The organism is Bradyrhizobium sp. AUGA SZCCT0176 (genome assembly GCF_018130145.1).
Lineage (GTDB): Bacteria > Pseudomonadota > Alphaproteobacteria > Rhizobiales > Xanthobacteraceae > Bradyrhizobium.
This window is the reverse complement of record NZ_JAFCMB010000014.1, coordinates 48,391-73,644: the sequence shown is the minus strand read 5'-3', so window position 1 is coordinate 73,644 and position 25,254 is coordinate 48,391. Positions and strand designations below refer to the sequence as shown.

Below are 25,254 nucleotides of genomic sequence, written 5' to 3'. Positions count from 1 at the left end.
GGCAACCGTGAATATTCTCGCAGGCTTTGCCGACATCTCGATCGTCCAGCTGTTGCTGGTCGCCGGCGTGGCGCTGTTTGCTTCCGTGGTCGGCGGCCTTGCCGGCTACGGCACCGGCGCGCTGATGCCGCTGGTGCTGGTGCCGTTGATCGGCGCCGAGCCGGTGGTGCCGATCATCGCGATCTCCTCGATCTTCACCAATATCAGCCGCTTCGTCGCCTATGTCCGCTATGCCGACCGCCGCCGCGCGCTGATCGTGATATCGGCCGCGGCGCTGACCACGGCGCTCGGGGCTTACGGCTATACGCGGCTGTCCGGTTCCGGCGCGGCGCTGGTGATCGGCAGCATGCTGATTCTGAGCGTGCCGCTGCGCCGTTTTGCCAAACGCCGCGATATCAGGATCAGCGACGCCGGACTTGGCGCCAGCGCGGTCGGGTATGGGGTGGTGGTCGGAGGCACCTCGGGCTCGGGCGTGATCCTGCTGTCGCTGTTGATGGCGGTCGGCCTCGAAGGCGCAGCCGTAATCGCCACCGACGCCGTGATCTCGGTTGCGACCTCAATCATCAAAATTTCGGTGTTTGGCCTGGCCGGCGCCGTCACCGCGCAGGTGCTCGCCTTTGCAATCCTGATCGGGGCGATCTCGATCCCTGGCGCGTTTCTCGCCAAGGCCTTTGTCGAGCGCATGCCGGTACATATTCATACCGCGATCCTCGACGCCGCCGTCATCACCGGCGGCGTGGTGATGATCTCGACCGCCGCGCGATCTCTGTTCGGCTAGCTCGCTTCGGTTCGAGCGCGCCGATTGGAATGCCGGGAAAAGGATACCGCCGGGTATCCTGACCCGGCGGTATCGCAAGGAGTTATTACGCTACCTTCTTGCTCTTTTTCTTCTTGTGGTCGTCGTCCTCATCTTCGTCGTCTTCGCTCTCGTCTTCATCCTGATCGTCTTCGTCCTGATCGTCGTCTTCCGCATCATCGATTTCGGCAGGCTCGAGGACCGCTTTGGGAAGCGTTTCGCGAAACAGATCGCCCTCGCCGCCCATCCACAGGCATTCGACCGTGTCGTCGTTGACCTCGGCCACCGTCAGCGGGTGACCGCCGGATTTCAGAATAACAACATCGCCTGGCTTCAATTCCATGATCTTCCCTCCGCGCTGACGCGACGAACAGGCTATCGATCTGTCATGACAGGCGGATCACGACCGGCCGTTTTCGCGGTGGAGATTTGAGCGGTGGAACCGAAGCTCTAGACTCTTGTTTGACGCGTTTTCTTCACGCGAACCGGTATCCACTTCGCTCGAAAACGCTCTAAGGCAGCAACTCGGTCAGCGAGCGGATGATGCGGTCGGGCTTGATCGTCGAATCCGCGGGCAAGCCGTCGCCGTGCACGTCGATCCAGATCGCGTAGATGCCGAGGCGCTGCGGCGCCACGACTTCCCATTCCAGATTGTCGCCGATCATCCAGGTCTCGGGCGCGGTGACGCCGAGGGCCTCCATCGCGTGCAGATAGGCGCGCTCTTCCGGCTTGCCGAAGCCGTGCTCGCCCTCGATCTGGATGTGATCAAATCTGTGCGACAGCGCGAAACGTTCGACCTTGGCGCGCTGCGGACCGGCGGCGCCGTTGGTCACCAGTGCCAGCTTGACCCCGTGCGCCTTTAGCGCGTCGATCGCGTCGTGCGCGCCGGGGAAGACGAACATCTCTTCCTCGCGGTAGGCATGGAAGCGGATGGCGAGCCGCGCGGCCAGATCCGCCGACAGCGGCGCGTGGCCGGCGGCGGCAAGCGCTGCAAATCCGTTGCCGACCACGATATGTCGGGCCTCCTCGAGCTTCAGCCGCCATTCGGCTGCGGCCGCGGCCCAGAAATTCCGGCCGGACTCCACGATCGCCGCGGCGACTTGTTGCGATGGGATGGAGCCCAACTCATCGGCAAATTCCGCCGCGACATTATTCCAGGCGATCTCGGGGCGGCCATAGGCCGACAGGATGGTGTCGTCCATGTCGATCAGCATGGCGCGGGGCAGCTTTGTCATCTTGTTCAGGACCATCTTGTTTTTGTTCAGGACCATCTTGTTTAGGGCCATTTCACTTCGGGCGGCATCGACGACAGGATTGAATCGACATTGCCGCCGGTCTTCAGGCCAAAGGTGGTGCCGCGGTCGTAGAGCAGGTTGAATTCGACGTAGCGTCCGCGGCGAACCAGTTGCTCCTCGCGATCGGCCGGCGTCCACGGCGTTTCGAAATTCTTACCTACCAGTTCGGGATAGATTTTCAGGAAGGCGCGGCCGACGTCCTGGGTGAAGGCGAGGTCGGCATCCCAGTCGCCGGAATCGTGGTGATCATAGAAAATGCCGCCGATGCCGCGGGCTTCCTTGCGATGCGGCAGGTAGAAATATTCGTCGCACCATTTCTTGTATCGGTCGTAATCGGCAACGCCGTTCGGCCCGGTGCAGGCCTCCTTCATCGCCGCGTGAAAGGCGATCGTGTCGGCGTCTTCCTGGCTGCGGCGCCGGTCGAGCACCGGCGTCAGGTCGGCGCCGCCGCCGAACCACGCCTTCGTCGTCACCACGAAGCGGGTGTTCATATGCACGGCGGGAACGTGCGGGTTGCGCATATGCGCGATGACAGAGATGCCGGATGCCCAGAACCTGGGGTCATCGGTGGCGCCCGGAATCTGCGAGCGGAATTCGGGGCTGAATTCGCCATGAACCGTCGAGCAATGCACGCCGACCTTCTCGAACAGCCGTCCGTACATCATCGACATCACGCCGCCGCCACCGGGTTTGCCGGTATGGTCGGCACGGTCCCACGGCGTGCGCTCGAAGCGCCCCGCGCTGCCGGGATAGAGTGAGGCGGGCGCATCGTCTTCCAGCCGCTCGAAGGCCGCGCAGATGTCGTTGCGCAGCGCTTCGAACCAACCCCGCGCCCGCGCCTTGCGATCCTCGATGACGGTGGTGTCCATCGGTAATTCCTAACGTCTATCCTCCGTCATTGCGAGCGAAGCGAAGCAATCCATGGTGCGACAAAGAAAGTGTGGATTGCTTCGTCGCTTCGCTCCTCGCAATGACGGGTTAGTTCTGCGGGCCGTAATAGGTGCAGCTCTCGTTGCAGCTGTCGCGGTGGACACTGACGCGGGTGATCTTTCCGGCGTGCTGGACCCGTTCCCAGATGAAGCGGGACAGGTTTTCCAGCGTCGGCGGGCCAAGCGCCTCGACCTTGTTGAGGAGCTTGTGGTCGAGCGTCTTCTGGACCTCCGCCATGCTGCGTTCGAGCAGGCCGAGATCGAGCACCATCCCCGTGGCGGGATCGGGCGTGCCGCGCATGCTCACTTCGGCGCGAAACGAGTGGCCGTGAATCTCTTCGCTATCAGCGCCAAAGGTCGTTCCCGGCAGCGAATGCGCCGCCTCGAAGCGAAACGATTTCGTCAGTTCCCACATTGCGAAAGCTCAAATCCTATCTGATGCCAGTACTACCTGATGCCGAGTGTCTTGTGTGTCTGCAGGCTGAGTCGCCATTGCGGGTGCTGCAGGCAATAGTCGATCGCGCGCGCGGTATTTGCGGTTACGTCGGGTCCATCCAACGGCTGCAGCGAGAAGCGCTCGAAGGCGAGACCTTCGAATTGCTCGGGGGCTGCACCCGCTTGCGGATAGACCAGCTTCAACTCATGGCCCCGGCGCACCACGAGGTCGGAGCCGGCTTTCGGGCTGACGCAGACCCAGTCCATGCCCTCGGGCGGCTCGATGGTGCCGTTGGTTTCGATGCCGATCTCGAAGCCGCGCGCATGCAGCGCGTCGATGAACGGCGTGTCCACCTGCAGCAGCGGCTCGCCGCCGGTCAGCACGACGTAGCGGTTGGCGCTCGCGCCGGTCCATTGCGTGGCGATGGTATCGGCGAGCTCATCGGCCGAGGCGTAGCGGCCGCCCAGCGTGCCGTCGGTGCCGACGAAATCGGTGTCGCAGAATTTGCACGTGGCGGAGCTACGGTCCTGTTCTCGGCCAGTCCAGAGGTTGCAGCCGGCGAAACGGCAAAACACGGCCGCACGGCCGGCATGCGCGCCTTCGCCCTGGAGGGTCAGAAATATCTCTTTGACCGCGTAACTCACCATCTCTCCATCAGGTCTCGATCAAGCCTTTCTCGATCAGGTCTTGGAACCGGTTTGCCGTAGCGCCTCGCCTAGTGCCATGGCGGCCGCCATCGCGACGTTGAGCGAACGCAGGCCCGGCTTGATCGGGATCACCAGCCGCGCGTCCGCGACGCCGGCGACCTCGTCGGGGACCCCCGCGGATTCCCTCCCGAACAGCAGGACGTCGTCCCGCTGGTATCGGTAATCCAGATAGGAACCGGCCCCCTTGGTCGTAAGCAGGACCAGCCGGAAACCGCCGTCGTTACGCCATTGCTCGAATTTTGACCATGAGTCGTGGCGTGTAATAGCGACATGGTCGAGATAGTCCATGCCGGAGCGGCGGAAATGGCGGTCGGAGACCGGAAAGCCCGCGGGCTCGATAATGTGGGCCGCGACATCCAGGCATGCGCACAGGCGCAGAATCGTTCCGGTGTTCTGGGGGATGTCGGGCTGGAAAAGCGCAATCTGCATGATGTTGGCGGCCTGTGAAGCCCTGATGAAATGACTGAAAAATCACAGCTCGGCGTGGATTTAGTGCATTGCACGCTTGCGAGCCGATAGCGGGCTTGCGCTCTTACGGCAAGGGTGCCAATAGAACGATTCTGGATTGCTTGTTCCGCCGGATTTGGCGGGGAAAAGTGGTCTTTCTGCCGCCGCGGGGGCCGCGGGCGCCGGCAGCCTCTTCTGGGTGCGTTTTCAGCGTTTCCGGGGCGGTTCCGCTGGCTGCAGATGAGAAAGGGCTTGGAATCGTGACGACAGCGTCTTCGGCGGACCATCCGACACGCCGTGATTTTCTTTTTGTTTCAACGGGAGCCGTCGCCGCCGTAGGTGCCGCCGCCGCAGTATGGCCGCTCGTTGCCCAGATGAACCCGGACGCCGCGACGATCGCGGCCGGTGCGCCGATCGAGGTCGATCTGACGCCGATCGCCGAGGGACAGGACATCAAGGTGTTCTGGCGCGGCAAGCCGATTTACATCAGCCATCGCACCAAGAAGCAGATCGAAGAGGCGCAAAAGGTGTCGCTGTCGAGCCTGCCCGATCCGCAGCCCGACTCGGCACGCGTCAAGGCGGGCCACGACCAGTGGCTGGTCGTGATCGGCATCTGCACCCATCTCGGCTGCATCCCGATCGCCCATGAGGGCAGTTACGACGGCTTCTTCTGCCCCTGCCACGGTTCGGTGTACGACACCTCGGGCCGCATCCGTTCAGGCCCGGCGCCCAGCAACCTGCCGGTGCCGCCCTACACGTTCGTTTCCGACACCAAAATCCAGATCGGCTAAGGCCCGGACGCCCGTCCGGGACCTCAATCCGTCGCGTCGTTTTACTTCCTCAGGATCGCATCAATGAGCGGACCATCCGATTTCCAGCCGACCAATCCCGCCTTGAAGTGGATCGAACGGCGTCTCCCGATCATGGGCCTCGTCCATTCCTCGTTCGTGGCCTATCCGACGCCGCGTAACCTGAACTACTGGTGGACCTTCGGCGCCATCCTCTCAATGATGCTGGGCCTGCAGATCCTGACAGGCGTGATCCTGGCGATGCATTACACGCCGCACGCTGACATGGCCTTCAAGTCGATCGAACTGATCGTCCGCGACGTCAATTACGGCTGGCTGCTGCGCAACATGCACGCCTGCGGCGCCTCGATGTTCTTCTTCGCCGTCTACATCCACATGTTCCGCGGCCTTTATTACGGGTCGTACAAGGAGCCGCGCGAAATCCTCTGGATCCTCGGCGTCATCATCTACCTCTTGATGATGGCGACCGGCTTCATGGGCTATGTGCTGCCGTGGGGCCAGATGAGCTTCTGGGGCGCCACCGTCATCACCAATCTGTTCTCGGCCGTACCGTATTTCGGCGAGAGCATCGTGACGCTGCTGTGGGGCGGCTATGCCGTCGGCAACCCGACGCTGAACCGCTTCTTCTCGCTGCACTATCTCTTGCCGTTCGTGATCGCCGGCGTGGTCGTGCTGCACGTCTGGGCGCTGCACGTTGCGGGCCAGAACAATCCAGCCGGTGTCGAGGCGAAAACCGAAAAGGACACCGTGCCTTTCACGCCCTACGCGACCATCAAGGATGCGTTCGGCGTCTCCTGCTTCATGCTGTTCTTCGCATGGTTCATCTTCTACATGCCGAACTATCTCGGCGACGCCGACAACTACATTCCCGCCAATCCCGGCGTGACGCCGGCGCACATCGTGCCGGAATGGTACTATCTGCCGTTCTACGCGATCCTGCGCTCGATCCCGAACAAGCTGGCCGGTGTGGTGGCGATGTTCGGCGCAATCATCATCCTGGCGTTCCTGCCCTGGCTCGATAACGCGCGGACCCGCTCCTCGAAATATCGTCCGCTGGCGAAGCAGTTTTTCTGGATCTTCGTCGTGGTCTGCCTCGGGCTCGGCTATCTCGGCTCGCAGCCGCCGGAAGGCATCTACGTGATCGCCGGCCGTATCCTGACCTTCTTGTATTTCGCCTATTTCCTGATCCTGCTGCCGCTCTTGAGCCGGATCGAGACGCCGCGTCCGGTGCCGAACTCGATCGCCGACGACGTGCTGGCCAAGCACGGCGGCAAGGTGGCCTCAGTGGTGGTCGCGCTCGTCGTCGCTGGCGGTCTCCTGGTCGGTGGTACGCAGAATGCACGCGCCGAGGACCATGGCGTTGCCCCGCCCGGAAACAAGTGGTCGTTCTCGGGCCCGATGGGCAAGTTCGATCGTGGCGCGCTGCAGCGCGGCCTGAAGGTCTACAAGGAAGTCTGTGCGTCCTGCCACGGCCTGTCCTACGTCGCCTTCCGCAACCTCGCCGAAGCCGGCGGTCCCGGTTATTCGGTGGCGCAGGCGGCGGCGTTCGCGTCCGATTACAAGGTCAAGGACGGTCCGGACGACAAGGGTGAGATGTTCGAGCGGGCGGGCCGGCCGGCCGACTATTTCCCGTCGCCGTTCCCGAACGAGAACGCGGCGCGGGCCGCCAATGGCGGCGCGTTTCCGCCGGACCTGTCGCTGATCACCAAGGCGCGTTCCTACAAGCGCGGCTTCCCGATGTTCCTGGTCGACTTCTTCACCCAGTACCAGGAGCAGGGCCCGGATTACGTTACGGCCGTGCTGCAGGGCTATGAAGACAAGCCGCCGGCCGGCTTCTCGCTCCCGGAAGGTTCCTACTACAACAAGTATTTCCCCGGCCACGCCATCAAGATGCCGAAGCCGCTCAGTGACGGCCAGGTGACGTATGACGACGGTGCGCCGGCCACCGTCGCGCAGTACTCCAAGGACGTCACCACCTTCCTGATGTGGACCGCGGAACCGCACATGGAGGCGCGCAAGCGGCTCGGTCTGCAGGTGTTCGTGTTCCTGATCCTGCTCACGGGCCTGCTCTACTTCACCAAGAAGAAGGTCTGGGCTAACGCGCACTAAGCGCTGGCGTCATCGCAATTTGGAAAAGCCCCTGCGGGGGCTTTTTTTGTGTTCGTCATTCCAGGGCGATGCGCAGCATCGAACCCGGAATCTCGAGATTCCGGGTCTGGTGCTAGCGCACCATCCCGGAATGACGGTGGAGGCGGATTGCTTCCTGACCCTGCAGCGGACAAAATGGCCGCCAATCGCTCCCCAAAAAATATGGAGGACCTCATGGGAACCAGCATCACTTTCAAGCGTCCCGACGGCAAGGACGCGGCCGGCTATCTCGCCAATGCCGCGCGCGGCAATGCGCCGGGCGTGGTCGTGATCCAGGAATGGTGGGGGCTGCAGGACCAGATCAAGGGCATGTGCGACCGCTTCGCCGTGGCCGGCTTCGACGCGTTGGCGCCGGATCTCTACAAGGGCACGGTGGTGCCGTATCACGACACCGACGCCGCCGGCAAAGAGATGAACTCGCTGGATTTCATGGATGCGACGACGCAGACGGTGCGCGGCGCCGCGCAATATCTCGCCAAGAACGGCGCCAAGGTCGGCCTGACCGGCTTTTGTCTCGGCGGTGCTGTCACCATCATCGGCGCCACCAGGATTCCGGAGCTCACGGCCGGTGTCGTGTTCTACGGCATCCCGCCGGAGCAGGCGGCAAAACCGGCGGATGTGAAAATTCCGCTGCAGGGCCATTTCGCCGCCAAGGACGACTGGTGCACGCCGGCGCTGGTCGATGGTTTCGAAAAGGCGATGAAGGAAGCGGGAAAGTCGCTGGAGCTGTTCCGCTATGACGCCGAGCACGGCTTCGGCAATGAACAGCGCCTGTCGGTGCACGACCGGCAGTGCGCGGAGCTCGCCTGGGGCCGCGCGACGGAGTTTTTCAGGAAGCATCTGGGGTGAGATCAAGCGCCTCCTCGTCATTGCCTGCGACAAACGCGGGCGTTTGCGCAAGGGAGCGTCGCGACGAAGCAATCCATCTTGCGTCCCTAACACTGGATTGCTTCGCGGAGCCTGTCATCGGGCGCGCATCCGCGCGACCCGTCGGCTCGCAATGACGGTGGAGTTGTAAATGAAAGTCTTCTGCACAGGCGCGTCCGGTTATATCGGCGGATCGGTGGCCGCTCATCTCGCGGCCGCCGGACATCAGGTCACCGGCCTGGTTCGTTCCCCGGAAAAGGCCGACGCGGTGCGCACCCGCGGCATCGAGCCGTTATCGGGAACGCTGGATGACGCGGAAATCCTCGCGCAGGCGGCGCGCGCCGCCGACGTCGTCATCAATGCGGCGAGCGCCGATCACACCGGCGCGGTGGATGCCCTGCTCGGCGCGCTGGCCGGAAGCGGCAAGCCTTTCATCCACACCTCGGGGTCGAGCATCATCGGCACGCAATCCAAGGGCCAGCGCTCTGATGCGGTGTTCGATGAAGACACGCCGTTTACGCCATCGCCTGCGCGTGCGGCGCGGGTCGCGCTGAACGAATTGATCCTCTCCTATCGCGACAAGGGCTGCCGTCCCGTCATCATTTGCCCGAGCCTGATCTACGGCATCGGCCACGGGGCGGGGCGCGACAGCGTGCAGGTACCTTTCCTGATAAAGCTCGCGAAAAAACGCGGCAACGCGGCCCATGCCGGTCCCGGCGAGAATATCTGGTCGAACGTTCATATCGACGATCTCGTGACGCTCTATGCGCTTGCGATCGAGAAGTCGCCGGCCGGTGCGTTCTACTTCGCCGAGAACGGCGAGGATTCGATGCGCGAGGTTTGCGAAGCCATCAACCGCATGCTGGGTTTTGCTGGACCGCCATCGGCGATGTCGATGGAAGAGGCGGCCGCCGAATGGGGCGAGGGCACGGCTGAAAACACCATGGCATCCAACAGCCGCGTGCGTGCGGTGCGGGCACGGCAGCTCGGCTGGAAGCCGCAGGCGCGGAGCCTGATCGAGGAGATCGAAGAGGGGTGTTATCGGTAGCAACGAAGTCGTCGTCCCGGCGAAGGCCGGGACGCATACGCCGCGGCTTATCGGTTAGAAATCAGTGTTCGACGACTCCCGTAACCACGAACAGTGGTGGTTATGGGTCCCGGCGTTCGCCGGGACGACATGCCGGTCCTACTGCTTCACCCCATCCCACCACGCACACGTGCCCGACATCAGCTGGTAATTACCTTCCATCACCTGCACCGGCGCGCGCAGGCCTTCGGTGGCGGCTTGCATCCGCATCTGGCGCGCGGTCTCGCGGTCTTTTGGCGGCAGCCAGACGCGCTCGTGTCCCCACAGGCTCGGGCCGTGATGCATTTCGACCGGCTGCCATGTCGCGGGATCGATCTCGCGGCCGCCCCAGCCGCATTCGATCATGAAGGACGACGGTGTCTTGGCGTAGAATGAGGTCATGAAATCGTTGGTGTGGCGGCCGAGCGTGACGCCGATTCGGTCCGGCTGCATCATTGCGATGTCGTAGGATTGCCCGACATCGTCGAGCGAGAACAATTCCACCATCAGATGATGCATGCCGTTCTTGCCGGTCTCGATCAGCGCCAGGCTGTGATGCCGCGCGTTGACGTGAAAGAAATAGGCGCGGAACGGCTTTTCGATGTAGTCGGAAAGCCCGAAGCCGAGCACGTCGACATAGAACGCCATCATCGGATCGATGTGCTCGACGGTCAGTACGGCATGTCCGAGGCCGAGCGGACCGGTGCGAAAGCCCGAGATCGAGCGGCCCGGACTGAACGGCGTCTCGTCGATCTCGGCGCCGTAAAACGCCTCGAGCCGGTTGCCGCCGGGATCGCGAAACGAGATCAGGCCGCGCACGCGCCGGGCATCGGCCAGCGTCTTTGGCTCGGCCGTGACATTGACGCCGGCTTGTTCGAGCCGGGCTGCAAGCTGGTCCAGCGCCGCCGCGTCGGCGACTTCCCAGCCGAAGAAGCGCGCGCCTTCGCCCATCGCGCGGTCGATGACGATGCGCTGCTTGCGGTCGTCCATCCGGAAGGCCAGCAGCGAGTTGCCGCGCTCGACCGCCTGCAGGCCGACCAGCGAGGTCCCGAACTGGCGCCAGTCCTCCAGCGCATCCGATCCGAAGCCCGCGTATCCCAGACCCAGCAATGCCATCCCTTGCCTCCGCCTGCTTGTTGTTTTCGGGCGTTGTTGCCGCCGCCGCTTGGGCCGGATGCTACGCGGATTTTGCCCGTTTCAAACCCCAAAAGATGGCCGGCGGGCCAGGCACGGGCAGGCCAGGGCGCCAGGGCCTCCCTTGACATCGCTCGCGGCGGATGGTGATTAAGCGCCATGAGCACCGCCGTCCGCCCATCCCGTCTTTGGTGGCGCACCTCTTAAAGAGGTGGCCGGTGCGATTTCATTTTAACAATCGTCGAAGGTCGCCATCGCAGTGCGACCGGCGGTTAGTTTGTTTGCCCTTCGTTTGTCCTGTGTGGCGTTCCCTCACCAAGTTTCGTAAGAGGATCACATGAACAGGACCGTCTTCTCCCTGCCCGAGCACAGCGAATACCGGACCGCCAGTGGTCTTGCGATCTCGCGCACCGTTGAGCAATTTTCCGGCGACGCCAAGCGGCTCGATGACCTGATCGACCTGCTCGACCGCCGCCGTGGCGTGGTGCTGTCTTCGGGCACCACGGTGCCGGGCCGCTACGAGAGCTTTGACCTTGGCTTTTCCGACCCGCCGCTGGTGCTGGAAACCGAGGGCGCGAATTTCGCGCTTAGCGCGCTCAACGGGCGCGGCGAGGTGCTGATCGCCTTTCTCGGCGACGTCCTGCGCGAGGCTTGCGTCGTCGTCACCGAGCAGAGCGCGTCGCGTCTCGCCGGCCATATCATCCGCGGACCCGCGCCTGTCGATGAAGACCAGCGCACCCGACGCGCCAGCGTGATGTCGCTGGTGCGCGATCTCGTCGCAAGCTTCACCGCCAATGACGATCCGCTGCTCGGCCTGTTCGGCGCCTTCGCCTACGACCTCGTATTCCAGATCGAGGACCTCGTGCAGAAGCGCGCGCGCGAGACCGACCAGCGCGACATCGTGCTGTATGTGCCGGATCGCCTGCTCGCCTATGACCGCGCCACCGGCCGCGGCGTGGTGCTGAGTTACGATTTCAGCTGGAACGGCAGATCCACCGCCGGCCTGCCGCGCGACACCGCCGAGAGCGTCTACGCCAAGACGCCGCGGCAGGGTTTTGCCGATCACGCGCCCGGCGAATACCAGGCGACGGTTGAGACCGCACGCGCCGCGTTCGCGCGTGGCGATCTGTTCGAGGCGGTGCCCGGGCAGTTATTCGCCGAGCCGTGCGAGCGTTCGCCGGCCGAAGTGTTCCAGCGGCTCTGCCGCATCAACCCGTCGCCTTATGGCGCGCTGATGAATCTCGGCGAGGGCGAGTTTCTCGTCGCCGCCTCGCCGGAAATGTTCGTGCGCTCCGACGGACGGCGGGTCGAGACCTGCCCGATCTCGGGCACCATCGCGCGCGGTGTCGACGCGATCGGCGATGCCGAGCAAATCCGGCAATTGCTGAATTCGGAAAAAGACGAATTCGAACTCAACATGTGCACCGACGTCGACCGCAACGACAAGGCGCGCGTCTGCGTGCCCGGCACCATCAAGGTGCTGGCGCGGCGCCAGATCGAGACCTACTCAAAGCTGTTCCACACCGTCGACCATGTCGAGGGCATTCTTCGCCCCGGCTTCGACTCGCTCGATGCGTTCATGACCCACGCCTGGGCCGTGACGGTGACGGGTGCACCGAAATTATGGGCGATGCAGTTCGTCGAGGACAATGAGCGCTCGTCCCGGCGCTGGTATGCCGGCGCGATCGGTGCTGTGAATTTCGACGGCAGCATCAACACCGGGCTTACCATCCGCACCATCCGGATGAAGGACGGGCTCGCCGAAGTGCGCGTCGGCGCGACCTGTCTGTTCGATTCGGATCCCGCCGCCGAAGACAGGGAATGCCAGGTCAAGGCGGCCGCCCTGTTCCAGGCGCTGCGCGGCGATCCGCCGAAGCCGCTGTCGGCGTTCGCGCCGGATGCCACCGGTTCGGGCAAGAAGGTGCTGTTGATCGATCACGACGACAGTTTTGTGCACATGCTGGCGGATTATTTCCGGCAGGTCGGTGCGTCCGTGACCGTGGTCCGGCACGTTCATGCGCAGCAGATGCTGAACCAGAAGAACTGGGATCTGCTGGTGCTGTCGCCGGGTCCGGGCCGGCCCGAGGATTTCGGGATCTCGAAAACCATTGGAACGGCGCTGGAGAAGAAGCTGCCGATCTTCGGCGTCTGCCTCGGCGTGCAGGCAATTGGCGAATATTTCGGCGGCCAGCTCGGGCAACTCGGTCAGCCCGCGCACGGCCGGCCGTCGCGGGTCCAGGTGCGGGGCGGGCGGTTGATGCAGAACCTGCCCAATGAGATCGTGATCGGCCGCTATCACTCGCTCTATGTCGAGCGCGACAGCGTGCCCGACGTGCTCACGGTCACCGCGACCACCGAGGACGGCGTCGCGATGGCGATCGAACACAAGACCCTGCCGGTCGGCGGCGTGCAGTTTCACCCGGAATCGCTGATGTCGCTCGGCGGGGAGGTGGGTTTACGTATTGTCGAGAACGCGTTCCGGCTGCATGTTGCGGCGAATTGAGGCAACGCGTCATTCAGGATGGTGCGCTAGCACCAGACCACAGGTGCGCAGTTGCGCACCGGGGAATCTCGAGATTCCGGGTTCGATGCTTCGCATCGCCCCGGAATGACAGTGGGGAAAAGAGAAACCGATGACGTTTGAACATGATCTGAAAGCCACCGTCCGCACCATTCCGGATTACCCGAAGAAGGGCATCCTGTTCCGCGATATCACCACGCTGCTGGCGGATGCGCGCGCGTTCCGCCGTTCGGTCGATGAACTGGTGCAGCCTTGGGCCGGCAGCAAGGTCGACAAGGTCGCCGGCATCGAGGCGAGGGGCTTCATCCTCGGTGGCGCGGTGGCGCATCAGGTCTCCGCCGGCTTCGTGCCGATCCGCAAGAAAGGCAAGCTGCCGCACACCACGGTGCGGATCGCCTATTCGCTGGAATACGGCCTCGATGAAATGGAGATGCATGCCGACGCCGTGCAGCCCGGCGAGCGCGTCATCCTGGTCGACGATCTCATCGCCACCGGCGGCACCGCGGAAGGCGCGGTGAAGCTGCTGCGCCAGATCGGCGCCCACGTGGTCGCGGCCTGCTTCGTCATCGACCTGCCTGATCTGGGCGGCGCCGACAAGCTGCGGGCAATGGACGTGCCGGTGCGAACGCTGATGGCGTTTGAAGGGCATTGAGTTTTCTTCCTCGTCGTCCCTGCGAACACGTGCGCAGGGACGACATTAGACCGCAGCGGCGCCGAGTTGTTTGCGCCAATAGAGCAGGCGCTCCTTCAACAGCGCGTCCCTGATGTAGGACGTCTCTTCCTCTTCCAGCCGCTCGCATTCCTCGAAGGTCAGATTTTCGGGCCCATGCGTGGTCCATGCCGTCTGCAGGCTGCGGCAGGTGTGGCTGCCCTGGCGCAGCGAAAACCAGATCCGGTTCTGGATTTTCTCGAGGTCAGGGGCCTGACCGACCCATTGCTCGGCCGAGGCCTTGCTGCGGATCACGAAAATCCCCGCGATGGTCTTCCGCTCCTTGTAGGCGGCGATGGCGGCTTTTCTGTCTGATGTCACCGGAGGCCTCGCGCGGAGATTTGCTGTCGGGGAGGCGGTACCAGTCCGACGGGCCTGCGTCAATATTATCCGGGTAATATTGTTTGGTCGGCTTCACGACCTCTGCAGCATCAGGCTGAGTTCCAGCTCCCGAAAACTGGTGTAGTTCCTGCGGATCCATTGATGCAGTTCGGTCGAGGAATCCTTCTCCTGGCGCAGATAGCCCGTGAAGGAGAAGGTCAGCCGGTCGATATAGGTCTTCAGGAACACCGGCAGCGCCGATATCCGCAGCACCCGTCCCCGCTCCATCGCGGCGGGCAGTTCGCCGCGCACCACGTGCTCATTGTCGATCGCGATCAGGGCATTCGCGGGAATTTGCTGTTTCAGCATCTGGTAGGCCGTGGCCGAGGCACGGTCGGTATCGGCCACGAACAGGATCACCGGCGCGACGCCGCGGCGCACGGCTTCCTTCATGAAGCCGATCTCATCGGTCATCTTGAAGAACTCGTCGAAAGCATGGAAACCGAGGTCGAGGACCTTGGCGACGCTGTCATTGACGATCAGGCGGTCCATCAGCTGCATCTTGCCGAAGGTGTCGATGACGTCGGCCGTCTCGGTGGTGCGCGGCAGATATTCCAGCAGCGAGGGTTCCTTCAGATTGATGTCGAAGGAGATCACCGTGCCGTTCTTCAACAGCAGGAATTCGCTGAGCAGCCGCGCGATCAGCGTCTTGCCGACCAGCGGGCGGGGCGAGCAGATGATGTAGACGGACGTGGGGCTCATCACGCGCTATATCAGGCGATTTTTCCGCCTAATCCAGCCCCATCGCGCACCTGGCGCGATTATTTTTCGCCGCTGCGGGTGCTCGATTTGCCGCTGCCGCTGCCGCCGCCTACCAGGTCGGTCAGCTTGATGCGGTCGAACTCGCTCCAGACATTGGCGAGCCAGTGCCGGACATAGCCGCGGAGCACGAACGAATAGTTCGCGGCCTCGTCGTTGGTGCCCTTGTTGGCGACGAATTTGAGGAACGGCACCGAGGAGACCTCGACCTGCTCATAGGCCATTTCGTTGAGCTTGGGGATCGTGAGCTCGGTGGCATCCTTGATGCGGTGGAAATAGGAATTGTAGGTCGCCTGGTCCCACTGGAAGAACTGGGTGTCGTTGATGAAGTTCTTCACCAGGTAATATTTGGCGCCCTGCATGAAATTGGCGGTCTCGGCGATTTCGTCCAGCGAGGCGATCGAGGGGCCCAGGATATGGAACACCGCAAAGGTGATCTGGCCGGCCTTGGCGGCATCGAGAAAGCCGATGTCGCGGAGCGAGGCCAGCGCCGGCGACAGCAGTCCGGCGCGCACGTCGATCACGGTCACCGAGGTCCCGGCATTGAGCGTGTCGAAGATCTTCATCTGGTCCGCGGTCGTCGTCATGTCGACGATCTGGGTGATGTCGGGGTGGAAGCGCATCAGCGTGCCGCGCGGCGACTCGGTGTCGAACGCCCGGGTCGGGACGTTGTTGGCACTGAAATAATCCAGGAGCGTTCGCGACACGGTCGTCTTGCCGACCCCGCCCTTGTCCGCGCCCACCACAATCACGACTGGCTTTGCCATGGAATTTCCTACTACGCGCCCCCGATCGCGGGAGCGATCGGCAGGTCCCCATATACCTGTTTGGGCGCGAACATGGCAGAAACAAGGGAGAATTCAATTCCTTGAGCCCGCGCCGGCGTTATTCGTAGGTAATTCGTTAATGGCGCCGTACCGAGGGCTCAGCTGTGCCGGCCCCAGGGTCCCCAGCCAGGACCCTGTCGTGCGCCCTGCCGCTGACCTTGCGGCAGGCCCGCGGGCGCTGCGGCATCGCTCCACGGACCGTGGGTGACCGGGGGCGGCAGTTGATCCGCCGACTGCGGTTCCGCCTGATCCTCCGGCTCGTCGTCGGCCTCGTCAGGCAAGGCCAGCGGGCCGGGATCGCGGCCGCCGGCGTACTGCACGAGCGCCTTGACCCGCGAATCCACCGACGGATGGGTCGCGAACAGATCGGCAAATCCCTCGCGGGGATTGTCGAAGCACAGTTCCATCACGGCCGAGGTGGCGCCGGGAAGCTCGCCGCGATTTTCGATCTTGCGCAGTGCCGTGATCATGGCGTCCGGGTTCTTGGTCAGTTCGACCGAGCCGGCGTCGGCCAGCAATTCGCGCGACCGCGACAGCGCCAGTTTGACCACCTGCGACAGCAGCCAGGCCAGCAGGATCAGCGCGACCGCGATGATGACGACGATGATCGCGCCGCCGCCGGAGCTCTTGTTGTCGCTGTCCGACGACGAAGAGGACGACGAACGCGAGGACGAGGATGACCACGATCCGCCGGACGAATTCCACGACAGGTTGGTGAACATGCGGAAGAACAGTTCGCCGAAGAAGCCGACCACGCCGGCGATGATGACCGCGATCACCATCAGCTGCACGTCGCCGTTGCGGATATGGGTCAGCTCATGGCCCAGCACCGCCTCGACCTCCTGGTCGTTGAGCGTCCTCAGCAGCCCTGTGGTGACGGTGATGGCGTATTGCCGGCGGTTGAGGCCGCTCGCGAATGCGTTCAGCGCCGGGCTGTCCATCACCTTCAGCTTCGGCATCGGAAGGCCGCGCGAGATGCAGAGGTTTTCCAGGAGATTATAGAGCCGCGGCTGCTGCTTTCGCGTCACGTCCTCGCCGCCGGTGACGGCGTCGATCATGTTCTGATGGAAGAAATAGGCGATCACGATCCAGAGCGCCGCGATGCCGGTGGCATAGGGAAAGGCCGTGACCAGATCGCGCCCCGCTGTCCGCAAATAATAATCGACCGAGCGGTCACTGCGGATCACGACTTCCGCGAGCAGCGCGCCGGCATAGACCAGCACGTAGATCAGCAGGAACAGGCCGGCGAGCAGCAGCATCGAACGGAACTTGTTCGATGCGATATGCGTGTAGAGCCCGTACGCGGCCATGATGTGCTGCTTCTCGCTGGGACGTCGCGGCCGTTAGAACTTCACGGTCGGCACGACCTCGACTTCGGTGCGGCTGGCGCCGAGGTCGAAGAATTCCTTTTTGGTGAAGCCGAACATGCCGGCGAACAGCGCGGCGGGCAGCTGCTGGATGCCGGTGTTGTATTCCTGAACCGCGTTGTTGAAGAAGCGGCGGCTCGAGGCGATCTTGTTTTCGAGGTCGGACAGTTCGCCGGCGAGCTGCTGGAAATTGGTGTTGGCCTTGAGGTCCGGATAGGCCTCCGACAGCGCGATCAGGCGGCCGAGCGCACCGCTCAGCTGGTTCTCGGCGGCGCCGATCTGCGCCGGCCCTTGCGCGGACATCGCGGAGTTGCGGGCCTTGATCACGTCGTCGAGCGTGCCGCGCTCGTGGCTGGCGTAGCCCTTCACGGTCTCCACCAGGTTCGGGATCAGGTCGTGGCGCTGCTTGAGCTGCACGTCGATGTCGGCAAAGGCCTGGCCGACACGCTGGCTCAGCGCGACCAGGCGGTTATACGCACCGATGGCGAACAGCACGAGAATGACAATGACGCCGATAACGATCCAGCTCGTCGACATGGCAAACAACTCCTGATGAGGCGAAGAAAGTGTGGAACCTAGACGAAAACCGGGGCGTGCGGCAGCCCGCCGCGACGTGGGGGCTTGGTTTAGTCGAAACCAGGCCGGGATAAGTTCATGGCTCGACCACTGCATCCCCCCAGCGCCAGCGCCGGGCCAGGGCGTAATCCGCCTTGGCGCGTCGGGGCGTCCGGCTGAGGACGAGGCCAGCCGGGGTGCAGAGCTTGGCCGTGACCTCGACCTTGGAAACGGCGGGCTGCGCCAGCACCCGGGACGGGCGTGCTGCAAGAGGGCTGCGCGTCAGCGCCACATAGGCGAATCTTTCGTCCTCAAACGGCAGCTCGGCGCCTTTGACCTGCTTGTGCGCCCGAGAGCGCTGCAGGCGTTGGGTGAAATGGCACCAGTCCGGCGCTTGAAGCGGACATGTTCCGTCGTGCGGGCAGGGCGCGGCGACATGCGCGCCGGCTGCGATCAGGCGTTCGCGCAGCGCGATGACTCGGGCATAGCCGGCCGGCGTGCCGGGTTCGACCACCAGCAGCGTATCGCCGGTCTTTTCCCACATCAGCGTGGCCAGTGCTGCCTGTTCGGCCGCACTGAGCTCGCCGATCACGTAGCTCGCCACAACGAGGTCCGCGGCTTCGGCCTTGATCAGCGAATTGCGGGCCTCGCCACGTTCGTAATGGAGCTCGCGCAGGCGAAAACTCTCGCTGACCAGGTCGAGCGCCAGTTTACGCAACGCGTCGTTGGCGTCGAGAAGCGTGAAGGTTTGCAGTGTCGAGAATGCTTCCGCCGCGGCCCAGCTTGCTGTCCCCGGTCCGGCGCCGATATCGAGCAGGGTTCTTGGCGCAAAATCGGTGCGGATCTCGCACAGCGCGTTCAGGCTGGCGGTCACCGCGGCATAGGTCGCGGGCATCCGCGCCAGCGCATAGGCCAGCGCATCGGTCTCGGAGCGGATCGCGCCGGAGCCGCCGCCGTCGCGGTAGTTTTTCGAGATCGCCGCCGAGCGCCCGGCCGCGTCACTGCGCGAGAAGCCCTTGAGTTTGGCTTCAAGCGCGGATTTCAGTTCGGCGGGGAGGTCGGGTGAGGTCATCGCTTCTTCGTCATGTTCCGAAGTCACTCCATACACAGCTGTCGTCACCCGCGAAAGCGAGGGCTTTGCAGAAGTCGAGCAGATCGACGGGGATATAAGCGCGGGTGCTATTGGTCCTCAGGTGGCGTGATTGAGCCCTAATGGCTGGACGCCTCGACTGGTTAGGCGGCGTGGGGTGGTATCTTTGCCCATCGCTGGAGATTGATCGCGGTAGCGGCGAGCTGGAATGCTGCCGCGTTGCGCATCAGTCCCCGATAGCGCGCCCGCGCGAAACCGTAGACGCGTTTGAGCAATGCAAACAACGGCTCGATCGGCGCGCGCCGATGCGAGATGACTTCGTTCCGACGCACCGCCCACGGTCCCAAGCGAAGCCAGCGGTTATGTCTGCGCATAATGCCATCGCGAATACCCATCTCCTTCAATCGCACGCGGCGCGCATGGCTGTCGTAGGCTTTGTCGGCATAGACCGTTGCCTCGTCGCCGCAGATCAGTCCGTCGGCGGAGACGGTGTCGTTGACGTTGGCTGGCGTAAAGGCGAGGCGGCGGATGATGCGGCTGCCTTGGTCCATCGCCACATGCATCTTATAGCCGAAGGCATATTTGCCATCCTTCTTGGTCCAGGCCGCGTCGGGATCGTGAGCGCTTTTAACCAGCTTGCTGGCGGGCCGCCCGTCCGCATCCGGTGGCAAAGGGGCATCCGGTGGTTCAGGCGGATTAACTGCCGAGCGGATCAGCGAAGCGTCAATCAAAGTGCCGCGCTTCAAGACGAAGCCGGACTTCTCGATCTGCGCTGTGATCAGGGCAAAGGCGCGCTCGGCCAGCCCACTGGTGGCCAATTGCTCGCGGAAGCGCCACAGCGTGGAATGATCAGGTACAGGCTCACTCAGCGACAGGCCCAGAAAACGCCGAAACGACAGGCGGTCCACCAGGGCTTCTTCAAGTCCTGGATCGGACAGCCCGTACCATTGCTGCAGCAACAGAGCCTTGAACAGCGCCAGCGACGGGTAAGCTGGCGCTCCCATAGACCCGCTCCGCAAGCCGCTCAGCAGCGCCTCAATCGCGGTCCAGTCGACCAGTTCCGACACCCGCGGCAACGGCGCATTGGCCCGAGCGGCGTCATTCACCAACTCGTCCGTAAAGCTCAATTGACCAATCTGACGCTCCGCCATCAGCTTCCTCCAGCGAATCCTTCGCTAAAGAGAATCATCCCGGCCGACTTCTGCAAAGCCCTCGCGAAAGCGGGTGATCCAGTACGCCGCGGCTTCCCGGTTCTATCATCGGCGTCTCTGGAATACTGGATCGTCCGGTCGAGCCGGACAATGACAGCGGGGAGCATTTTCGCGACACTGTGCCCGAGTTTTGGGGCCGTTGAACCCTTGCCGGCCTGATGCGACCAAGTGGCATGGCAAGCATTATCGAAGAATTCCCGCGCCCAATTGTGAGGTCCTTCCTCTCGGACCATGTAAGGCAATTCCGAGTTGGTGGTCGAAAGACGCTCTTCTTGCTGCTTCTCCTTTTCGCGATCCCCGCGTACGACTGCTCCGCGCAGACACCGCCGCCGCCAGTCGACGAGCATGCGTTCGAGCGCGTGCCGCCGACGGTCGTGAAGAGATTGGCGACCCGCTTTTCGCTAGGCGCATTCGCCGGCCGCTTCGAGGAGACGCCGCTCGGCGCGGTCCGCAAGGCCGTGGGCGAAGGGACCATCCAACACCAGGGCGACGCTGGAGGTAGCATCTATTGGCTGTGTTATAGGCGCGCGCAGCATCGGCTATGGGTCGTGTCCCACGGAGAGATGGGCGGCCCGGACCATCGCGTCACAGAGATCGTTGAAGAGCTCACCGAGAAAGACACCGAGACCTCGACCGATTGCGCCGTCATCCCGGAAAAGTTCGCGCCCCTCGTCTTCGACGGCAAGCTGCATTTAGGTATGTCGCGTCAGGAGGTAGTCACGGCGCTGGGACCGCCGTCGAAGTCGGAAGCTGCTCAGATGGTGTATTCTCACCACGGAAAGCTCGCAGACGGTTTCGAGGAGACCGCATGGCTCATTCTCCGATTTCGTGAGGAAAAGCTCGTGTCCATGCGCGGCCTCAAGACCACGACGAATTGAAGTGGCTGCTAGCAGCGTTCATGCTTCACAGCGTGATGCAAGCGAATCACGCTCGCTCCCGCACGATCTCCATCACATACCCCAGCTGCTCCACCACCTTCGGCGAAAGCAAGCCAAGGGCACTTGGTCATCCACTTTGGCTTCGATGCCCCCGAAGCAGCGGCCGAACTGACCCAAAGTCATGAGCAGCCGGGATCAAAAGTTCGACGTTTGCGGATGCGATTGAATCCGCGATCGAAGTTGATGGGTTTCGCGAATAGCTCTACCCATCCTACGAACTTGTACTGAGCACATATCCAGTCAAATCGATCTTTCGTTGCGCGAGTAACTGAGCCGCGATGTCATCGACGCTGCTCGCGTGAGTCTTTAACAAATCCCATGCGCGCTGGTGTCCTTTGTCACGCAAGATGTCGCCTTCGACTTCGTCAATTTCGGCGAGTAGTCCTATGACCATGCCGTGGTCGCCCATGTTGGCAAGTTCGTGAGACGGGGGCGCACTGAACATTTCACAGGCGTTCATCCCTGCGACGCAAATTGCAATCTGGTCCACGATGGGCAACTGGTCGGCGAGCGCGGCATCGGTACCGCCTGAATAGTCAGTCTCAAAAATCTCGACCCTTGCGACCTTAAGGCAGAGCGCCAGCGCGACGACCGCGTGTCCTGCTTCGTGGTAGGCGACGCTTCGTAGCGATTCGTCAGTCATGATCGGGTGTCACGACATCACGCCACGTGCTGGTCGAGGATCTTCACCGCGTCGTCGAGGCCGACCGAGACCAGCTGCGAGACGCCGCGTTCGGCCATGGTGACGCCGAACAGCCGGTTCATCCGCGCCATCGTGATCGGATTATGCGTGATGATGATGAAGCGGGTTTCGGTCGAGGACGTCATTTCATGCAAGAGGTTGCAGAACCGTTCGACGTTGTGGTCGTCGAGCGGCGCGTCGACTTCGTCCAGCACGCAGATCGGCGAAGGATTGGTGAGGAACACCGCAAAGATCAGCGCCAGCGCGGTCAGCGCCTGCTCGCCGCCCGACAGCAGTGAGAGCGTCTGCGGCTTCTTGCCGGGCGGTTTGGCGATGATTTCGAGGCCGGCTTCGAGCGGATCTTCGCTCTCGATCAGGTGCAATGCGGCTTCGCCGCCGCCGAACAATTCGGTGAACAGCCGTTTGAAGTGCTCGTTGACGGTTTCGAACGAGGTCAAGAGCCGCTCGCGCGCCTCCTTGTTGAGGCTTTGGATGCCTTGGCGCAGCCGCTTGATGGCTTCGACGAGGTCGTCGCGTTCGGTGGTCAATGCCGTGTGCTGGGTCTCGACTTCACGCAGCTCTTCCTCGGCGCGCAGATTGACCGCGCCGAGCCGCTCGCGGTCGCGGCGCAGCTTTTCGAGGTTTTCCTCGATCTCGGCGAGCGGCGGCAATTCCGCGCCCGGCTCGAGTTCGGCCAGACCAGCCACGGCATGCGGTTCGACTTCGAGCATGTCGTGGATTTCGCGCTCGATGTCGGAGAGGCGGCGCCTGGTGCCGTCCATGCGTTCCTCGGCGCGGGCGCACGCCTCGCGGGCGCTGGAGAGCGCTTCCAGCGAAGCCTTTGCCTCGCGGTCGGTCTCCGCCATCACGCTCTCGGCCGCAGCCAGCGCATCCGCGGCGACGCGGCGCGCGCTTTCGGCGGACTCGATCTCGCTGATCAGCGCGCGGCGCTTCTGGGCGAACAGCGCCGGCGCGTCTTCGAGCTCGGCACGCTCTGCGGTCACTTCGGTGACGCGGGCTTCGATGGTGGAAACCTGCGAGGCTGCGCTTTGCTTGCGGTTCTGCCATTCGGTGCGCTCGGCGAGGATCGCCTGCACACGGCGGTCGGCCAGTTCAGCCTCGCGCGCCAGCGCCTGCGCTTCGGCACGCACTTGTGCTGCGAAGCGGCGATGGCCCTCGATGTCGGTGCGAACGGTGGCGAGCCTGGTTTCGGTCTCGAGGCTCGGCGGCAGCTCGGCCAGCACCGCATTGGCGTTCTCATGCGCGGCCTCGACTTCGGCACGGTCGGCGGCAATGCGCGTATGGGCTTCTGTCAGCGTCGCTTTGCGTGCGGCGTGGCGGTTGATCTCGCGCTCGGTCGCGGCATGGCGTTCGCGTGCGGCATCGGCCTCGCGCTGCGCGGCACGCCAGGCGTCACGGGCAGCAGACTCGGCGCCCGATGCCGCCTTCAATTCGCTCTCGGCGTCTTCCAGCGCCTGCCGCTTGGCGGCCGCATCGCTGCGGGCCTGCTCCAGCTCGTTTTCGATATCGACCAGGCGGGCGCGTTCGGCGAGACGCCGTGCGGCGCCGGTCGGGGCGTGGGCGGCGGCGACAAAGCCGTCCCAGCGCCAGACGTCGCCTTCCAGCGACACCAGCCGCTGGCCGGTCTTCAGCTGCGACACCAGTTCCGCGCCGCGCTCCTTGGCGACGACGCCGATCTGCGCCAGACGGCGCGCCAACTCGGACGGCGCTTCGACATGGGCGGCAAGCGCTTCGACGCCCGCGGGCAACGCCGGATCGTCGAAGGTTGCACCCGCATTGGTCCAGCGCATCGGCGCGGACGGATCGATCGGTGCATCGAGGTCGTCGCCGAGCACGGCGCCAAGCGCCTTTTCGTACCCCTTGGTGACGGTGACGCCATCGATGATCGGCGGCCACAGGTTCTTGGTCTCGCCATTGACGAGCTTTGAAATCGTGCGCGCTTCGGTCTCTAACCGTTGCACGCGCTTGTCGGCTTCCGCCAGCGGCGCACGTGACGCTTCCAGCCGTGCACGCGCGGCGACATGGCCGGCTTCGTTGGCCTGCGCCGCGGCTTCCGATGCGGCGAGCGTTTCCTGCGCGGTTTCCATGGCGCCGGCAAGCGCGTCGAGGTCGCCGAGATTGCCGGTTTCCTGCGCGAGCTTGGTTTCCTCAGCCTGGACGTTGGCGATTTCCTGGTCGAGCCGGGCCAGGCGGTCGCGATGGGTGCGCACGCCGGCCTCTAACTGGTTGCGCTTGGCGGTGAGGTCGGCCAGCACCGTCGTCAATTCCGAGAACATGCGCTCGGCGGCGGCCAGCGTCGCTTCCGCTTCGGAGACGCGTTCATCGACGCCGCTGCGCTTCTCGACGCGCGACTTGATCTCTTCCTTGATTTCCGAATCTTCGGTGTCGAGCCGCAGCAAGGCGACTTCGGCGTCCGAGGTCTGCTGCTGTTCGCGTGCGATGTCGGCGGTGAACTGGGTCAGGCGGCGGTCGAGTTCGGCGACACGCTCCTTCGCGCGCTCTTCCTCGCGGTCGAGCAGCTCGCGCGCATTGGTGAGGCGTTGCAGTCCGGCCGCGGCGCGGGCTTCGCCCTCGCGCAGCGCGGGCAGTTCGGAGGCGCGGATCGCCTGGATACGGGCCGCTTCAGCCTGTTCACGGGTGCGTTCAGCCATCTCGCGCACGTTGAGGTCATGGGTGCGCGCGGCTTCCGCCACGTCGGTGTTGGCTTCGAGCCAGCGCAGATGGAACAGCGTGGCCTCGGTCTTGCGCACCTTGGCGGCGACTTCGCGGAACCGGATCGCCTGCCGCGCCTGCTTCTTCAAGCCGTCGACCTGGCCGGAGAGCTGGCCGATCACGTCCTCGACCCGGGTGAGGTTGGTCTCGGCCGCCCGCAGCCGCAATTCGGCTTCATGGCGGCGGGCGTGCAGCCCGGCGACGCCGGCGGCGTCTTCCAGCACGCGGCGGCGCTGTTCGGGCTTGGCCTGAATGATTTCGCCGATCTTGCCCTGGTGAACCAGTGCCGGCGAACGCGCGCCAGTGGCGGCATCGGCGAACAGGATCTGCACGTCACGGGCGCGGACGTCGCGGCCATTGATGCGATAGACCGAGCCTGCTTCGCGCTCGATGCGTCGGGAAATTTCCAGAATCTCGCGGTCGTTCATTGCCGCCGGCGCCGAGCGATCGGCATTGTCGATCGTCATCACCACTTCGGCGTGGTTGCGCGCCGGACGGTTGCCGGAACCGGCAAAGATCACCGCATCCATGTCGGCGGCGCGCAGCGATTTGTGCGAGGTCTCGCCCATCGCCCAGCGTAGTGCCTCGACCAGGTTGGATTTGCCGCAGCCGTTCGGCCCGACCACGCCGGTCAGGCCGGGCTCGATCATGAAGTCGGTGGGTTCAACGAACGACTTGAAACCATGAAGGCGGAGGCGCGTGAGTTTCATGAACACGATTCTCTGTTGGCGGGGCGCGAATCTCCCTGCCGTGACAATACCATGGAAGGCAATGTCGGTGTGTGGATGAGTCGCGCGTTGCGTCTCTTATGGAGCGCGACAATGGCGAGGCCGGGGCCGAAGGGCAA

24 protein-coding genes are annotated in these 25,254 nt (G+C 63.7%); 8 read left to right on the top strand and 16 right to left on the bottom strand.

What is annotated here, in order from left to right; all coding sequences use genetic code 11:
• Positions 1-7: 7 nt before the first annotated feature.
• Positions 8-778, top strand: a complete 771-nt coding sequence (locus JQ600_RS26605; RefSeq protein WP_212387630.1) for a TSUP family transporter — start codon at positions 8-10, stop codon at positions 776-778.
• Between the two features lie 85 nt (positions 779-863).
• Here JQ600_RS26605 and JQ600_RS26600 read toward each other — a convergent pair whose 3' ends face one another.
• The 6 genes from JQ600_RS26600 to JQ600_RS26575 all read right to left on the bottom strand — a co-directional run bounded on the left by JQ600_RS26600 (position 864) and on the right by JQ600_RS26575 (position 4,592).
• Entirely contained in the window at positions 864-1,139 is a 276-nt protein-coding gene (locus JQ600_RS26600) for a YodC family protein (RefSeq protein ID WP_212387633.1), read from the bottom strand.
• A gap of 169 nt (positions 1,140-1,308) precedes the next feature.
• Positions 1,309-2,031: an HAD family hydrolase gene (locus JQ600_RS26595; RefSeq protein WP_249136103.1), complete on the bottom strand. Its 723-nt coding sequence runs from the start codon at positions 2,029-2,031 to the stop codon at positions 1,309-1,311.
• 41 nt (positions 2,032-2,072) lie between these two features.
• Positions 2,073-2,960 (bottom strand): oxygen-dependent coproporphyrinogen oxidase, encoded by an 888-nt coding sequence (hemF, locus tag JQ600_RS26590; RefSeq protein WP_212387643.1) that lies wholly within the window; start codon positions 2,958-2,960, stop codon positions 2,073-2,075.
• Positions 2,961-3,069: 109 nt separating this feature from the next.
• The gene (locus tag JQ600_RS26585; protein ID WP_212387646.1) at positions 3,070-3,435 is read right to left on the bottom strand and encodes a 6-carboxytetrahydropterin synthase; all 366 of its coding nucleotides are present in this window, start codon (positions 3,433-3,435) and stop codon (positions 3,070-3,072) included.
• A 32-nt stretch (positions 3,436-3,467) separates the two neighbouring features.
• A complete protein-coding gene (gene queE / locus JQ600_RS26580) occupies positions 3,468-4,100 on the bottom strand; it encodes a 7-carboxy-7-deazaguanine synthase (RefSeq protein WP_212262506.1) in 633 nt (210 codons plus the stop codon).
• A 36-nt stretch (positions 4,101-4,136) separates the two neighbouring features.
• Positions 4,137-4,592: a tRNA (cytidine(34)-2'-O)-methyltransferase gene (locus JQ600_RS26575; RefSeq protein ID WP_212262504.1), complete on the bottom strand. Its 456-nt coding sequence runs from the start codon at positions 4,590-4,592 to the stop codon at positions 4,137-4,139.
• Positions 4,593-4,870: 278 nt separating this feature from the next.
• Between JQ600_RS26575 and petA the strand changes: the two genes are divergently transcribed.
• The 4 genes from petA to JQ600_RS26555 all read left to right on the top strand — a co-directional run bounded on the left by petA (position 4,871) and on the right by JQ600_RS26555 (position 9,482).
• Positions 4,871-5,401 (top strand): ubiquinol-cytochrome c reductase iron-sulfur subunit, encoded by a 531-nt coding sequence (gene petA / locus JQ600_RS26570; RefSeq protein WP_212387648.1) that lies wholly within the window; start codon positions 4,871-4,873, stop codon positions 5,399-5,401.
• Positions 5,402-5,464: 63 nt separating this feature from the next.
• Positions 5,465-7,528, top strand: a complete 2,064-nt coding sequence (locus JQ600_RS26565) for a cytochrome c1 (protein WP_212262500.1) — start codon at positions 5,465-5,467, stop codon at positions 7,526-7,528.
• A 213-nt stretch (positions 7,529-7,741) separates the two neighbouring features.
• Positions 7,742-8,416, top strand: a complete 675-nt coding sequence (locus tag JQ600_RS26560; protein WP_212387651.1) for a dienelactone hydrolase family protein — start codon at positions 7,742-7,744, stop codon at positions 8,414-8,416.
• A gap of 169 nt (positions 8,417-8,585) precedes the next feature.
• Positions 8,586-9,482 (top strand): NAD-dependent epimerase/dehydratase family protein, encoded by an 897-nt coding sequence (locus tag JQ600_RS26555; protein ID WP_212269512.1) that lies wholly within the window; start codon positions 8,586-8,588, stop codon positions 9,480-9,482.
• A 138-nt stretch (positions 9,483-9,620) separates the two neighbouring features.
• Here the strand turns inward: JQ600_RS26555 and JQ600_RS26550 are convergent, their stop codons facing one another.
• On the bottom strand, positions 9,621-10,616 hold the full coding sequence (locus JQ600_RS26550; RefSeq protein ID WP_212387653.1) for a VOC family protein: 996 nt from the start codon (positions 10,614-10,616) through the stop codon (positions 9,621-9,623).
• A gap of 355 nt (positions 10,617-10,971) precedes the next feature.
• Between JQ600_RS26550 and JQ600_RS26545 the strand changes: the two genes are divergently transcribed.
• Positions 10,972-13,137 carry an anthranilate synthase component I gene (locus tag JQ600_RS26545; RefSeq protein ID WP_212387656.1) on the top strand — a complete coding sequence of 722 codons (2,166 nt, stop codon included), beginning with the start codon at positions 10,972-10,974 and terminating at the stop codon, positions 13,135-13,137.
• A 130-nt stretch (positions 13,138-13,267) separates the two neighbouring features.
• On the top strand, positions 13,268-13,807 hold the full coding sequence (locus JQ600_RS26540) for an adenine phosphoribosyltransferase (RefSeq protein ID WP_212269509.1): 540 nt from the start codon (positions 13,268-13,270) through the stop codon (positions 13,805-13,807).
• A 45-nt stretch (positions 13,808-13,852) separates the two neighbouring features.
• Here the strand turns inward: JQ600_RS26540 and JQ600_RS26535 are convergent, their stop codons facing one another.
• The 7 genes from JQ600_RS26535 to JQ600_RS26505 all read right to left on the bottom strand — a co-directional run bounded on the left by JQ600_RS26535 (position 13,853) and on the right by JQ600_RS26505 (position 19,994).
• Complete coding sequence (locus JQ600_RS26535; protein WP_212387660.1) at positions 13,853-14,185, bottom strand: GIY-YIG nuclease family protein; 333 nt, start codon at positions 14,183-14,185, stop codon at positions 13,853-13,855.
• Between the two features lie 93 nt (positions 14,186-14,278).
• The gene (locus JQ600_RS26530; protein WP_212387662.1) at positions 14,279-14,947 is read right to left on the bottom strand and encodes a hypothetical protein; all 669 of its coding nucleotides are present in this window, start codon (positions 14,945-14,947) and stop codon (positions 14,279-14,281) included.
• 59 nt (positions 14,948-15,006) lie between these two features.
• A complete protein-coding gene (locus JQ600_RS26525; RefSeq protein ID WP_192738565.1) occupies positions 15,007-15,771 on the bottom strand; it encodes a hypothetical protein in 765 nt (254 codons plus the stop codon).
• Between the two features lie 158 nt (positions 15,772-15,929).
• Entirely contained in the window at positions 15,930-17,141 is a 1,212-nt protein-coding gene (locus tag JQ600_RS26520; protein ID WP_212387664.1) for a M48 family metallopeptidase, read from the bottom strand.
• Between the two features lie 33 nt (positions 17,142-17,174).
• Entirely contained in the window at positions 17,175-17,735 is a 561-nt protein-coding gene (locus JQ600_RS26515) for a LemA family protein (RefSeq protein WP_212269505.1), read from the bottom strand.
• Between the two features lie 115 nt (positions 17,736-17,850).
• On the bottom strand, positions 17,851-18,825 hold the full coding sequence (locus JQ600_RS26510) for a small ribosomal subunit Rsm22 family protein (RefSeq protein WP_212387666.1): 975 nt from the start codon (positions 18,823-18,825) through the stop codon (positions 17,851-17,853).
• Between the two features lie 161 nt (positions 18,826-18,986).
• Positions 18,987-19,994: an IS5 family transposase gene (locus tag JQ600_RS26505; protein WP_212387668.1), complete on the bottom strand. Its 1,008-nt coding sequence runs from the start codon at positions 19,992-19,994 to the stop codon at positions 18,987-18,989.
• Between the two features lie 332 nt (positions 19,995-20,326).
• Here JQ600_RS26505 and JQ600_RS26500 point away from each other — a divergent pair, with 332 nt between their 5' ends.
• Positions 20,327-20,932, top strand: coding sequence for a hypothetical protein (locus JQ600_RS26500; RefSeq protein WP_212387669.1), 606 nt, complete (start codon positions 20,327-20,329; stop codon positions 20,930-20,932).
• Positions 20,933-21,203: 271 nt separating this feature from the next.
• Here JQ600_RS26500 and JQ600_RS26495 read toward each other — a convergent pair whose 3' ends face one another.
• Positions 21,204-21,635, bottom strand: coding sequence for a hypothetical protein (locus JQ600_RS26495; RefSeq protein ID WP_212387671.1), 432 nt, complete (start codon positions 21,633-21,635; stop codon positions 21,204-21,206).
• A gap of 17 nt (positions 21,636-21,652) precedes the next feature.
• Positions 21,653-25,117 (bottom strand): chromosome segregation protein SMC, encoded by a 3,465-nt coding sequence (smc, locus tag JQ600_RS26490; RefSeq protein WP_212387673.1) that lies wholly within the window; start codon positions 25,115-25,117, stop codon positions 21,653-21,655.
• Positions 25,118-25,254 lie beyond the last annotated feature (137 nt).